16 protein-coding genes are annotated in these 12,729 nt (G+C 70.4%); 6 read left to right on the forward strand and 10 right to left on the reverse strand.

Features of this window, described 5'->3' with window-relative positions; genetic code table 11:
- Positions 1-497 (reverse strand): DUF222 domain-containing protein (locus H976_RS26795; protein ID WP_196804117.1); only part of this gene is annotated, 497 nt, incomplete at its 3' end.
- A 152-nt stretch (positions 498-649) separates the two neighbouring features.
- Entirely contained in the window at positions 650-775 is a 126-nt protein-coding gene (locus tag H976_RS30945; RefSeq protein WP_255337323.1) for a hypothetical protein, read from the reverse strand.
- Between the two features lie 86 nt (positions 776-861).
- Between H976_RS30945 and H976_RS26800 the strand changes: the two genes are divergently transcribed.
- Positions 862-2,547, forward strand: coding sequence for a cell wall metabolism sensor histidine kinase WalK (locus tag H976_RS26800; protein WP_155918347.1), 1,686 nt, complete (start codon positions 862-864; stop codon positions 2,545-2,547).
- Here H976_RS26800 and H976_RS0116185 read toward each other — a convergent pair.
- From H976_RS0116185 to H976_RS0116210, 6 genes are read right to left on the reverse strand one after another with little or no spacing between them, the layout of a single operon-like run.
- Positions 2,528-3,043: a glycine cleavage system protein R gene (locus H976_RS0116185; RefSeq protein ID WP_027862391.1), complete on the reverse strand. Its 516-nt coding sequence runs from the start codon at positions 3,041-3,043 to the stop codon at positions 2,528-2,530. The genes H976_RS26800 and H976_RS0116185 overlap by 20 nt on opposite strands.
- A 32-nt stretch (positions 3,044-3,075) precedes the next feature.
- Positions 3,076-3,252, reverse strand: a complete 177-nt coding sequence (locus H976_RS30075) for a hypothetical protein (protein WP_155918351.1) — start codon at positions 3,250-3,252, stop codon at positions 3,076-3,078.
- Positions 3,253-3,272: 20 nt separating this feature from the next.
- On the reverse strand, positions 3,273-3,671 hold the full coding sequence (locus tag H976_RS0116195; RefSeq protein ID WP_027862392.1) for a Fur family transcriptional regulator: 399 nt from the start codon (positions 3,669-3,671) through the stop codon (positions 3,273-3,275).
- Positions 3,658-4,653 carry a metal ABC transporter permease gene (locus H976_RS0116200; RefSeq protein ID WP_027862393.1) on the reverse strand — a complete coding sequence of 332 codons (996 nt, stop codon included), beginning with the start codon at positions 4,651-4,653 and terminating at the stop codon, positions 3,658-3,660. Before H976_RS0116200 ends, H976_RS0116195 begins: the two co-directional genes overlap by 14 nt.
- Complete coding sequence (locus tag H976_RS26805; RefSeq protein ID WP_196804118.1) at positions 4,653-5,432, reverse strand: metal ABC transporter ATP-binding protein; 780 nt, start codon at positions 5,430-5,432, stop codon at positions 4,653-4,655. Before H976_RS26805 ends, H976_RS0116200 begins: the two co-directional genes overlap by 1 nt.
- The gene (locus H976_RS0116210; protein WP_027862394.1) at positions 5,429-6,313 is read right to left on the reverse strand and encodes a metal ABC transporter substrate-binding protein; all 885 of its coding nucleotides are present in this window, start codon (positions 6,311-6,313) and stop codon (positions 5,429-5,431) included. The genes H976_RS26805 and H976_RS0116210 overlap by 4 nt, the downstream gene beginning before the upstream one ends.
- A gap of 59 nt (positions 6,314-6,372) precedes the next feature.
- Here H976_RS0116210 and H976_RS0116215 point away from each other — a divergent pair, with 59 nt between their 5' ends.
- The 4 genes from H976_RS0116215 to dusB all read left to right on the forward strand — a co-directional run bounded on the left by H976_RS0116215 (position 6,373) and on the right by dusB (position 10,077).
- Positions 6,373-6,684, forward strand: a complete 312-nt coding sequence (locus tag H976_RS0116215) for an antibiotic biosynthesis monooxygenase (RefSeq protein ID WP_027862395.1) — start codon at positions 6,373-6,375, stop codon at positions 6,682-6,684.
- 83 nt (positions 6,685-6,767) lie between these two features.
- Positions 6,768-8,165 (forward strand): glycine--tRNA ligase, encoded by a 1,398-nt coding sequence (locus H976_RS0116220; RefSeq protein WP_027862396.1) that lies wholly within the window; start codon positions 6,768-6,770, stop codon positions 8,163-8,165.
- Positions 8,166-8,248: 83 nt separating this feature from the next.
- Positions 8,249-8,923, forward strand: coding sequence for a hypothetical protein (locus tag H976_RS0116225; RefSeq protein ID WP_155918354.1), 675 nt, complete (start codon positions 8,249-8,251; stop codon positions 8,921-8,923).
- On the forward strand, positions 8,920-10,077 hold the full coding sequence (gene dusB / locus H976_RS26810; protein ID WP_051276952.1) for a tRNA dihydrouridine synthase DusB: 1,158 nt from the start codon (positions 8,920-8,922) through the stop codon (positions 10,075-10,077). The genes H976_RS0116225 and dusB overlap by 4 nt, the downstream gene beginning before the upstream one ends.
- Positions 10,078-10,153: 76 nt before the next feature.
- Here the strand turns inward: dusB and H976_RS0116235 are convergent, their stop codons facing one another.
- Complete coding sequence (locus H976_RS0116235; RefSeq protein WP_027862398.1) at positions 10,154-10,825, reverse strand: hypothetical protein; 672 nt, start codon at positions 10,823-10,825, stop codon at positions 10,154-10,156.
- 326 nt (positions 10,826-11,151) lie between these two features.
- On the opposite strand from H976_RS0116235, the gene H976_RS29630 reads away from it, so the two are divergent.
- Positions 11,152-12,012 carry a mucin-2 protein gene (locus H976_RS29630; RefSeq protein WP_155918357.1) on the forward strand — a complete coding sequence of 287 codons (861 nt, stop codon included), beginning with the start codon at positions 11,152-11,154 and terminating at the stop codon, positions 12,010-12,012.
- A 21-nt stretch (positions 12,013-12,033) separates the two neighbouring features.
- Here the strand turns inward: H976_RS29630 and H976_RS0116245 are convergent, their stop codons facing one another.
- Complete coding sequence (locus tag H976_RS0116245) at positions 12,034-12,675, reverse strand: TIGR03085 family metal-binding protein (RefSeq protein ID WP_027862400.1); 642 nt, start codon at positions 12,673-12,675, stop codon at positions 12,034-12,036.
- Positions 12,676-12,729: the final 54 nt, after the last annotated feature.

Here is a 12,729-nt window from a genome sequence, read left to right on the forward strand (position 1 = left end):
GCCGCCAACGACACCAGGTGGGCCTCGGCCTGTGCGCGTTGCTCGCCCGAGACCGCGAACTCACCCGAGCTCGGCAGCCGGTCCAGGGCGGTGGTGATGGCGCGTGCCTGAGCGAGGTTCACGATCCCGGCATCCATGCCCGCCGAGAGCACCGGGTAGCCCTCCACCCCCCCAGCCAGCTTCAGGTCCGATCGCGCGCTGATCCTGGTCTGACGGGTCTCGATGGCCACCCAGTCCGCCGCCGAGGGCGCACCACGCTCACTTCCGGCACCGGAGCGGTCGGCCTCGGCCAGCACCCGCAACCGCAACGCAGCGAGCTGTGCTTCGGCTCGCGCGAGCTCACGCAGGGAGTCACGTTGCTCGGCCGGGGTCATCGACCACACCGGAGAAGCCGCGACCTCGTCGAGTCGCCCGGTGAGCTGGCGGGCGAACCGCAGCACCGGATGCCCGGTGCGGATCGGCTCAGAACTCGAACCACAAGTCGGATCGGAACTCATGCGCCCACGCTCGCTGTCAGGCACACCTGGGAGTGTGCGTCCGGCGGGGCTGCCAATGTCCAGCATACTCGAACACATGTTCGATCGCAAGGCGAGGTGTCCGTGGTTTCGAGACGCTCGCTGGCGCTCGCTGCTCAACCACCTTGGTGGCGCTACGCCTTGAGCAGCTCGAGCACGAGCTCCGGCCACGACGGCGTACGACGCGAGTTCCAGGCCATGTCGAACGGCATCCGAGCGGAGATCGGTATCCGCCGTTTTGCGGTGACTCGTCCCGGCATCCGCGAGCGTTCGACCTCGACACACGCGCGGCACATGCCAGACTTGCCGGGCGGGAACGGGGGTCGGACGGGCCAGAGGAGGCACGGTGAGCCGATCACGCCCACCGGCGTACGTGGATCACCGGTTCACCGTGCACGACGTCCTCGACCCGCGCTGGCTGCAGCTCAGCTTCGCGGTCTCCTTCGCCTTCGCCATGGGCCTGCTGGCCGTGGGAGGTGCGACGCTCGAGCCGGCCTCGCTGCTCGGCGCCGCGTCGTTGCTGTGCCTGGCGGTCACCGCGGTCGTGATGGTGCTGCCCTGGCCACGGGTGCCTCGTCCGGTGGCCGTCCTGGTGCCGGTGCTCGACATCGGCGCCCTCGGGCTGTGCGCACTGGACCCGGCGGGTTGGGCAGTCGCTCCGCTGCTGGTGCTGCCGGTGCTCTGGATGGCGGGCACCTACTACCGCGTCGGAGCCATCGGTGCCGGTCTGGCGGCGCTGCTGCTCTTCGGGCTGCCGAGCACCGCCTACCTGGGCACCGACGGCGGCACGCTGGCCTGGTCGGTCCTGGTGCCGTTGGCGGTCACCGCGCTCGGACTGGCGTTCGTGGAGGGGATCGACCGTCTCAACGTGGATCGCGACGAGCTCGGCCGGCAGCGGGTCGCTCTGCACGCGGCTGCCCGCACGATCGCCGAGCAGCGCCGGTTCGCCGACGCGATCCTCGACACGGTCGACGTGGGTCTGGTGCTGCTCGACCACACAGGTGCGATCCGCACCATGAACGACCAGCTCGAGGCGTTCATGCGACAGGCCTTCCCGCGCGGGCGCAGCGCCGAGGACTTCTTCGCCTACGACGTGGACGGCGTCACCGTGCTCGCCCGCGAGGAGATGCCCGAGCAACGCGCGATCCGAGGCGAGGAGTTCGACGACTGCCTGATCTGGGTCGGGGAGGACCCCAAGGGCCGACGGGCGCTGTCGGTCTCCGCCCGGACCGTCCGCGACGAGTCGGGCGGCCTGGTCGGCGCCACCCTGGCCTACAAGGACGTCACCGAGTTCGTGCGCGCGCTGCGGGTCAAGGACGAGTTCGTCGCCTCGGTCTCCCACGAGCTGCGTACGCCGCTGACCTCGATCCGCGGCTACGTCGACCTCGTCCTCGACGGGAACGACGTCGGCGAGGACTCACGTGCCTTCCTGCGGGTGGCCGCCCGCAACGGTGAGCGGCTGCAACGCCTCGTCGCCGACCTGCTGCACACCGTGCAGACCGATGCAGGCTCCCTGCACATGATCCGCGAGCCCGCGGACCTCGCGGCCGTCGTCCGGGACTCGGTCGACACGGCGAGGTCAGCCGCCGAAGCCGCCGGTCTCGAGCTCACCTGCGAGACACCCGGCGAGCTCTGGGCGGTGGTGGACGGCCAGCGGATCGCGCAGGTGGTCGACAACCTGATCTCCAACGCGGTCAAGTACACCCCCAGCGGCTCGGTCCACGTCAGCCTCGCGGTCGAGGACCGCGTGCAGATCGAGGTGACCGACACCGGGATCGGCATCGACTCGATGGATCGCGACCACCTGTTCACCCGCTTCTACCGGGCCCGGCACGCCCAGGACCAGTCGATCCAGGGCGTGGGCCTCGGACTGAGCATCATCAAGTCGATCGTGGAGAGCCACGGCGGCCGGATCGAGGTGGAGAGCGAGGTCGGTCGCGGCAGCCGGTTCCAGGTGCGGTTGCCCCTCGACCTGCTCCGGCCCGACGTACCCCGCGCCCGGAGCAACGAGCTCAGTCGTCCGACAGCCTGATCTCGACCATCAGCTCGTCGGCCAGCCCCTCGAGCATGGTGCGCAGGTCGTCGGTGTTCGCCGTCGGCGGGGCATTGAGCACGGCATGGGCCTCGAAGAGCGTGCCGCCTGCCATCGGCGCGTCACGTACGTCGGTGCTGAGCTCCTCGATGCTGACGTGACGCTCCGCGAGGGACGCGGAGATCTCGGCCACGATCCCGGGGTGGTCGGCCCCGAGGAGCTCGAGGCTCAACCGCTGCGACGGAGCCTCGTCGGCCTCTCCAGTGCGCTCGATGGCGACCTGGAGTCCCTCGGACTCCAGCGCCGTGAGGTCGGCGACCAGCGCGTCCAGCCGCGAGTCGGCGACCGAGACCAGCACGATGCCGGCGAACTTGCCTGCCAGGTGCGACATCTGGCTGCGCTCCCAGCTCGCGCCGTGCTCGCTGATGGGGGCCGAGAGTGCCGACACCAGCCCGGGCCGGTCGTCGCCAATCGCGGTGAGGATGAAGGTGGCCACGCAGGCAGGCTACGAGACCGCGGCCGCGGGGCCTAGATGAAGATGCCGGTGGTCCGCAGCAGCCAGTCGCGCTCGCGATCGGCCTCGCCGACCGGTTCGCCGTGCTGCACGACGTCCTGGGAGGTGCGCAGCTCCTCGGGACGCGGGCGCGGGGGGAGATGGCGGTACTTGTCGACCGCCTGCTCCTCGACCTCGCGCTCCTCGGGCATGCCGCCAGCGTACGTCGCCGTCAGCAGGAGCCGCAGGTCCCGAAGATCTCCAGGGTGTGGCTGACGTCGGAGTAGCCGTACGCCGCCGCGACCGACCGCGTCCACTTCTCGACCGTCGGCCCCTCGACCTCGACCGTGGCCCCGCAGGAGCGGCAGACGAGGTGGTGGTGGTGGCTGCCGCTGCAGCGGCGGTAGATGCTCTCGCCCGACTCGGTGCGCAACGAGTCGATCTCGCCGGCGTCGGCCATCGACTGCAGCGCCCGGTAGACGGTCGACAACCCGACCTGCTCACCTCGTTGGGAGAGCAGCCCGTGGATCTCCTGGGCGCTGCGGAAGTCGTCGAAGGCCTCCATCACGCCGGCGATCGCACGCCGTTGCCGCGTGGGTCGGGTGCCCGTGCTCGGATCAGTGCTCGTCATAGTGACCTCCGTGGGCGGCGTGCCGGTGCCCGCCGTGGATGTAGTCGATGTGGTCTCCGTGCTCGACCGCCGGGTGTCCGCACCCGGGACCGTGCTCGTGGCGGTGCGGCTCGTCGACGGTGTCGTGCTCGTGGGTCTCGAAGCCGTCCTGCACCGGGAACGGCATCTGTGCCCGGCGCCGCCGCTGGACGACCAGGCCCAGCGGGAAGGTGAGGGCGAAGCCGGCCAGCGCGACCAGCACGATCGTGGCGCCGGGAGGGACGTCGGCGAAGGCCGAGAGCGTCACGCCGGTCAGGGACGCCAGCGTGCCCGCGGCCATGGCGCCGAGCATGGTGACCTTGAACCCGCGCGAGAACTGCTGTGCCGTCGCGACCGGGATGATCATCAGCGCGCTCACCAGCAGCAGGCCGACGGTCCGCATCGCGACGCTGACGGTGACGGCGGCGAGCACCGAGATCAACACGTTGTAGAAACGCGCCGAGAGCCCGGTGGTGCGCGCGTAGTCCTCGTCGTTGGCGACCGAGAACAGCTGCGGCAGCAGGGTGAACGTCGCGACGAGCACGACGGCCGCCAGCCCGACGCTGGCCACCATGGCCGACGTCGAGATGGTGACGATCGACCCGAACAGGTAGCCCTGCAGGGCGAGGACGCCGTTGCCGGCCAGGGAGACGAGCAGCAGCCCGCCCGCGATGCCGCCGTAGAAAAGCAGCGCCAGCGCGACGTCCCCGGTCGCCCGACCCGTCGACCTGATCAGCTCGATCAGCAGCGCGCCGATGATCGCGACGACGACGGCCATGAAGGTGGGGGAGGTGCCGGTGAGCAGGCCGAGCGCGACCCCGGTGACGCAGACGTGCCCGATGCCGTCGCCCATCAACGACAACCGCCGCTGCACGAGGAAGGTGCCGACCGCCGGCGCGGAGAGTCCCGTGACCGCGGCGGCGATCAGGGCCCGGATCATGAACGGGGTGAGGAGGATGTCCATCAGCTCTGCCCCCCGTCGAACGGCGCTCGTACGCCGGGCCGGAGCAGGGGTGGCGTTGTGGGTCGGTGGTGATGGTGGTGGCCGGCGTGGTCGGGGTGGGCGGGATCGATCGGCGGCCCGTCGTACACCAGTCGGCCCTCGCGCAGCATCAGGGTGCGCTGGATCAGGTCGGCGAACGGCCCGAGCTCATGGAGTACGACGACGATCGTGGCTCCGGCTGCCGTGAGGGTGCCCAGGGTGTTCGCGATCGCTTGCTGGGACTCCAGGTCGACCCCGGCGTTGGGCTCGTCGAGGACCAGCAGCTCCGGACGGCCGGCGAGCGTGCGCGCCATCAGCACGCGTTGCTGCTGGCCTCCCGAGAGCGTCGAGACCTGGTGGTGCGACCGGTCCGCGAGGTCGACGGCCTCGAGCGCCTCGCGGATCGCGATCCGGTCCTCGCGACGCATCGGGACGAACGGCTTGCGGCGGGAGAGCCGACCGGCCCCGACGATCTCGGCCACCGTCGACGGCACTCCGGTGGCGATGGCCGAGCGCTGTGGCACGTAGCCGAGCCGGTGCCACTCCTGGAACCTCGAGAGCTCCTCGCCGAAGAGCCGGATGCGGCCGGTGCTCAGGGGATAGAGCCCCACCATCGCCTTGACCAGGGTCGACTTGCCGGAACCGTTGGCGCCCAGCAGCGCCACCACCTCGCCGCTGTCCACCGTGACGTCGACGTCGCGCACGATCGGCCGGCCGCCGAGCGTGACGCCGGCCCGGGTGATCTCCACGACGCGGCTCACGAGCACCCACCTGCGTCGCGGAGGGCGGCGAGGTTGTCGCGCATCAGGCTCAGGTAGTCGTCGTCGGGGTCCGACGACGTGAGCCCCTCGATCGGGTCGAGCACCGCGGTGTGGATGCCGAGGTCGTCGGCCAGGGTGTCGGCGAGCCGGGGACTTGCCAGCCGCTCGCTGAACACGGTGGTGATCTTGTCCTTGCGGCTGAGGTCGGCGAGCTCGGAGAGGTGCCTGGCCGAGGGCTCGGCGTCGGGGGAGAGCCCGGTGATCGGATGCACGTCGAGCCCGTAGCGAGCGCCGAGGTACTCGAACGCGTCGTGGCTGACCACCACTGTCCGGGTGGTGCAGTGGGCGAGTCCCGCACGGTACTCACGGTCGAGCTTCTGCAGGTCGTTCTGCAGCCGGTCGTTGCCTGCCGCGAAGTCCGCGGCGTGCTCGGGATCGGCCTTGCTCATCTCGTCGGTGAACCGCTGGGCGACCTTGGCCATCAGGGTCGGGTCGAGCCAGAAGTGCGGGTCGATGTCGCCGTCCTCGGACGTGCTCCCGTGACGCAGCTGCACGGCGTCGGCAGCATTCACCCGACGGTGGGGGCCGTTGTTCTTCACGGCGTCGTCGACTGCGGGGGACAAGCCCTTCTCGTAGAAGACGATCTTGGCGCCGGAGATCGTGGCCACCTGCCGAGGAGAGAGCTCGACGTCGTGCGGCTCGACACCGGGGGCAGTCAGGTTGACGACCTCGGCGTGGTCGCCGACGACCCGTTGGGCGACGTACTGGAGCGGGTAGAAGGACGCCACCACCTCGGCCTTGCCGCTGTCTCCCACCGAGCAGGCGGAGAGCAGTCCTGCCGGGAGCAGCAGGGCGAGAGCAAGCGGGAGGCGTCGCCACATGAGAATGATTCTCAGTTGGAATGAGAATCATTGTCAAGTCAGTCGGCTAGGGTCGGCGGGTGCTGGTCGTGAACAGGTTCCGCGTGCCCGAGGACGACGCTGCCTTCCGGGCGGACCTGGAGGCGGCGCATGCGCTCCTCGCGGAGCAGCGGGGGTACGCCGACGGGCGGCTCGGGCGCAACGTCGACGACCCGACGCTCTGGGTGATGGTGACCCGCTGGAAGGACGTCGGCAGCTACCGCCGGGCCCTCTCGTCGTACGACGTCAAGGTGGGTGCCGTCCCGCTGCTGAGCAGGGCGATCGACGAGCCCTCGGCGTACGAACCCCTCGACGGGGAGCTCAACGTCGCCTCCCCGCGGGAACTGGGCTGAAGTCGTTCGTCCGCCCTCGGTAGGGTGGGTCCTTCGCCCACCGCAGCCAGCGGCCGGGCACGCCTTCTGCAAGGAGCACCACCGTGGCCAAGCCGCCCCCCTCCGCCGTCGACAACGTCGTCTCCCTCGCCAAGCGCCGGGGGTTCGTCTACCCGTGCGGTGAGATCTACGGCGGCACCAGGTCGGCCTGGGACTACGGCCCGCTCGGCGTCGAGCTCAAGGACAACATCAAGCGCCAGTGGTGGCGCTCGATGGTGCAGTCGCGTGACGACATGGTCGGCCTCGACTCCAGCGTGATCCTGCCCCGCCAGACCTGGGAGGCCTCGGGCCACGTCTCGACCTTCACCGACCCGCTGACCGAGTGCCAGTCGTGCCACAAGCGGTTCCGGGCCGACCACCTCCAGGAGGAGTTCGCGGAGAAGAAGGGCATCGAGGACCCGGACACCGTCGACCTCGCGGCGATCGCCTGCCCCAACTGCGGCACCCGCGGCGCGTGGACCGAGCCGCGCCAGTTCTCCGGCCTGCTCAAGACCTACCTCGGCGTGCTCGAGGACGAGTCCGGCCTGCACTACCTGCGTCCCGAGACTGCTCAGGGCATCTTCCTGAACTTCACCAACGTGGTCACCAGCGCCCGGAAGAAGCCGCCCTTCGGCATCGCCCAGATCGGCAAGAGCTTCCGCAACGAGATCACTCCCGGCAACTTCATCTTCCGCACCCGCGAGTTCGAGCAGATGGAGATGGAGTACTTCGTCAAGCCCGGCGAGGACGAGGAGTGGCACCAGTACTGGATCGACGAGCGCACTCGCTGGTACGTCGACCTCGGCATCAACCCCGACAACCTGCGCCACTTCGAGCACCCGAAGGAGAAGCTGAGCCACTACTCCAAGCGCACCGTCGACATCGAGTACCGCTTCAAGTTCGCCGGCTCCGAGTGGGGCGAGCTCGAGGGCATCGCCAACCGCACCGACTTCGACCTCAAGACCCACTCCGAGCACTCCGGCCAGGACCTGTCCTACTTCGACCAGGCTGCCGGCGAGCGCTACCTGCCCTACGTCATCGAGCCCGCGGCCGGTCTCAGCCGCAGCCTGATGACCTTCCTGGTCGACGCCTGGACCGAGGACGAGGCGCCGAACACGAAGGGCGGGGTCGACAAGCGCACCGTGCTGCGCCTCGACCCGCGGCTGGCCCCGGTCAAGGTCGCCGTGCTGCCCCTGAGCCGCAACGAGGACCTCACCCCGAAGGCCAAGGCACTGGCCGCCGAGCTGCGCCAGCTGTGGAACGTCGAGTTCGACGACGCCGGCGCGATCGGTCGCCGCTACCGTCGCCAGGACGAGATCGGCACGCCGTACTGCGTGACGGTCGACTTCGACACCCTCGACGACCAGGCCGTCACCGTGCGCGAGCGCGACACCATGAAGCAGGAGCGGATCCCCCTGGAGGGCGTCCGCACGTGGTTCGCCGAACGACTCGTCGGGTGCTGACCGCGGCAGCAGGGGGAAGACGTACCGCGGCGGCGCGAGGGCGAATGCCCACGAAGCGCGCGGGCGACGGGCACAATGTGGCGGTGACCAGAAGCGGCCCTCCCCAGCGTGCCCGCGCGACTTTGGTGGCCGTCCTGGTCGCCTCGGCGCTCGTCCTGACGGCGTGCGGCGCCGACAACGCCAAGAAGCCGGCAGCGGCCAAGCCGTCGGCTCCCGTTCCCTCGGCCGACGTCGACGTCCCCAGCGGCGTCACGCTGACCAAGGCAGGCACCGCCCTGAAGTTCGGGGAGACCGCGACGGTGGCCTACGAGCAGAACTCCCAGCGGAGCTCGGTGCTCGGGTTGACGGTCAACTCGGTCGCCAAGGGCCGCATCGGTGACCTGGCCGCCTACCAGCTCGACCCGGCGAGCAAGAAGTCCACGCCGTACTACGCGCGGGTCCAGGTGAAGAACCTCGGCACCGGTGACCTCAGCCACGCCATCGCCCCGATCTACGCCGTCGACAGCACCAACGCGCTGGTGCAGGCGGTGAGCTTCAACAACACCTTCACCCAGTGCCCGTCGACCACGCTTCCTGCCGGGTTCACCGCCGGCAAGACCGCGAACCTGTGCCTCGCCTACCTGCTCCCGCCCGGCCGCACGCTGGTCGAGATGAGCTACCGCCCACTGCAGCAGTACGAGCCGATCACCTGGAAGGGCACCATCACCCAGCCCGAGGTGAAGAAGCCCGCCAAGAAGAAGAAAAAGAGCCAGCCCTGACCTCCGCAACACCCGCCCCACCGCTGCGGCGCCCCCTGCGACTCGGCGACCTCGAGGTCCCGACGCCGGTCGTGCTGGCCCCGATGGCCGGCATCACCAACGCCGCCTACCGCCGCCTGTGCAGCGAACAGGGGGCGGGTCTCTACGTCTGCGAGATGATCACCAGCCGTGGCCTGGTCGAGGGGGACGCGACGACCCGTCAGATGCTGGTCTTCGACGAGCAGGAGTCGGTGCGCTCGGTGCAGCTCTACGGCACCGACCCGGCGTACGTCGGCAAGGCGACCGAGATCCTCTGCGCGGAGTACGGCGTGGCACACGTCGACCTCAACTTCGGTTGCCCGGTCCCGAAGGTGACCCGCAAGGGCGGGGGAGCGGCGCTGCCGTGGAAGCGCACCCTGCTCGGCGAGATCCTCGAGGCCGCCGTCGCGGCCGGGTCGCGGTACGGCGTACCGGTGACCATGAAGACCCGCAAGGGCATCGACGACGACCACCTGACCTACCTCGACGCCGGCCGGATCGCGCAGGAGTCCGGCGTCGCCGCCATTGCCCTGCACGGACGTACGGCGATCCAGGGCTACTCCGGAACCGCCGACTGGGACGCCGTCGCCCGCCTGGTCGAGCACGTCGACATCCCGGTGCTCGGCAACGGCGACATCTGGGAGGCGGCCGACGCCCTCCGGATGGTCGAGCAGACCGGCGCCGACGGGGTGGTGGTCGGCCGTGGCTGCCTCGGTCGCCCGTGGCTGTTCCGGGACCTCGCGGCGGCCTTCGAGGGCAGCGAGGTCGCGACCCTGCCGCGGCTCGGCGAGGTGGCCGCGATGATGCGTCGGCACGCCGAGCTGCTGACCGTGCACATGGGGGAGGAGCGCGGCTGCAAGGAGTTCCGCAAGCACGTCTCCTGGTACCTCAAGGGCTTCCCCGCCGGGGGCGACCTGCGACGCGACCTGGCCCTGATCAGCACCCTCGCCGAGCTCGACGGCCTCCTCGAGCAGCTCGACCCGGAGGCCGCCTTCCCGGTGGCCGAGCTCGGCACTCCGCGGGGCCGCCAGGGCAGTCCGCGCAAGGGCGTGGCGCTCCCCGAGGGGTGGCTCGACGACACCGACGGCACCGGCTCCGTCGTACGGGAAGAGGCCTCGGAGACGACCGGCGGCTGAGCTCCGGTTCGTACCGCGGGAGGTCATCCGTATCGAGCGCTACAGGCACCAGTTCGTATGACGTCCGGGGCGGGTCTCAGGAGGCGAGCTGGAACGACTCCCAGGCGTTGGGCTCGGGCCGGTCGGCGGGGCCGTTCGGGAGCGGGAAGAGGCGCGCGTGCACGCGGCTGGGCAGGGCGATCCGGGTCAGGATCGCGACCGAGCCGGTGATGGCCACAGCGGCGTACAGCATGTTCGCGTCGATGCCCGCGAGGACGCCGTACACACCTGTCAGCAGTGCCTCGGCGAGCATCATCAGCCACGCCGAGGCAGCGATCGCGGAGACATCCGGGCTGCGCCAGGCCGTGACCGCCGCGGGCGTCACCAGCATCGAGATCGAGCAGCCGAGCAGCAGCGTCAGGAGGCCGGTACCGGTCCAGGCCGACGCCGTGATGGCGACGAGCAGGGTCACCGCCCAGGCGAACGGCATCCACAGACGCTCGCGCGACCCGCCCCGGAACCAGGCCAACCCGGCCGCGGCAGCCGTGGCGGGCACCGCGACGATCGCCGTCAGGGCAACCCAGGCGTCGTGCTCCAGCACCCCGAACGCCGTCCACGCCAGCCCGCTGATCGTCGAGTTGGCGAGTGCGGCGACGCTCACGCCGGTGGCGGCGTGCATCCGCATCAGCTTGGCGGCCTGGGGGAGGGTGCAGGCGAAGGCGAGGAGGGCTCCGGCGAGGCCGACGGCGCTCGCGAGGCTGATGTTCACGGTCTGGCTCTTTCCGTGCGCGGGCGCACGCGTAGTCGACGCAGTCGACTGTGCGCGGAGGCGCACAGGACTGCGTCGTGGTGGTGAGGAAGGTCGGGCCTGGCCCGAGGCGTGCGGCGAAGTCGGCCGAACGCACCAGTAACTTTATCGTTCAACCATCGTGTTTCCCGAACAGATTCGGGCCCCGAGCACGGTGATCTCGGGCACACGGGAGCCGGTCGGCGTGGGCAGCGTCACGCCGCTGACCTGGGGGGCTGGGTTGGATCTGGCCGTCGAGACATGGTTGGGTCGTTGGGTTCCACGCCCGCAACGTTAGGAATCCCCCCGTGCCCCGAGGACATTCCCGAGGCAAGCACACCCTGGCGCCCACCAGGTCCGCGTCGTTCCACACCGTGTTCCGGCGCCGTCGTCTGGCCCTCGTGGCCGCACCGCTTGTCACCGCCCTGGCCATCGGCACCGGAGTCGCCACCAGCGGCTTCGCCCGCCCCGACGCGCCCAGCCGCGCCGCCAGCTCGATCGGCGCCGCTGCCGCCACCGACACCCACGAGCGCGTCCTGGGCACCACCCGCTCCCAGGACCGGGTCGCCCTGATCAACAACCGCGTGCCCAAGGCCACCGGCAAGCTCTGGACCACGGCCCCCCTCGACCTGCGCACCGAGCCCCGTGAGAAGGCCCGGACCGCCGGCCTGCTGGAAACGGGCAAGCACGTGCCGGTCACCGGCAAGCGCCAGAACGGGTACGCCGAGGTCATCGTGGGTCGCCTGACCCGCTGGGTGACCGACGACTACCTGAGCAAGAGCAAGGAGCGCCCGCCCGGCTCGCTCGGCCTGGTGGACCGGCCCTGCCCCGGCACGTCCGGCGTGGAGAGCGGCCTGACCAGTGGCGCCGTCCGTGTCTACCGGGCGGTGTGCAACAACTTCCCGCAGATCACGCAGTACGGCGGGTACGACGCTCACGGCGAGCACTCGAGTGGCAGGGCGATCGACATCATGACCTCCGACTCGAGCACCGGCGACCAGATCGCGGCCTTCCTGCAGGCCCACGCCTCGGAGCTGAACCTCTACGACATCATCTGGCAGCAGCACATCTGGACCCCCGTGCGGTCCAGCGAGGGCTGGCGCTCGATGTCCGACCGCGGCTCGGAGACGGCCAACCACTTCGACCACGTGCACGTGTCGGTGAACTGACCCGTCGCGGGTCGACTCCGGTCAGAGCCCGAGGTCGCCGGCCTGGAGCGCCTCGACGCGGTCCTGGGGGCCCTCGAACTTCAGGCCGGTGTGCTGGTGGCGGCCGAACAGGAACATGGTCAGCTCGGCGGGCTCGCCCGTGACCACGACGGGGTCGTCGCCCGCGGAGAGCACCGCGTCGCGCTCGCGCTCGCCGTCGGTCCAGCGGATCTGGACGGGTACGCCGACCGGCTTGACGAACCGCTTGCCCGCCACGGCCGCGCCCTTGAACAGGATCCGCCGCTCCCGGTCGGTCAGCTCCCGCGGCTCCCAGCCGGGGGAGGCGCGGCGGATGTCCTCGTGGTGCACGAAGTACTCCAGGGAGTTGAGCAGCTGGTCGACCTTCGGGATGGCCATCGGCGACCACAGCGGCGGCCCGTTGCGGACCCGTTCGACCAGCGTCGCGAAGTCCTGCTCGCCCAGTCGCCGCTCCGAGCGGCTCGCCAGCTTCTCCAGCTGCGGGACGACGATGGCCGTGGCGCCGATCGGGTCGCGCTCGCGGATGAGCAGGTGGATGACGAGGTCCTTGACCGTCCAACCGGTACACAGAGTCGGCGCGTCCTGACCGGCCTCGAGGGCTGAGTTGCACAGCGCTGCGCGCTCGGTGCGCGACATCTGCTCCATGGAGCGATCCTAGGGCGGCGTCCTGCGGGGTGGCCTCGATATCGACGTGCGGAA

It is taken from the genome of Marmoricola sp. URHB0036 (assembly GCF_000426045.1).
In the GTDB taxonomy this organism is placed as follows: Bacteria; Actinomycetota; Actinomycetes; order Propionibacteriales; family Nocardioidaceae; genus Marmoricola.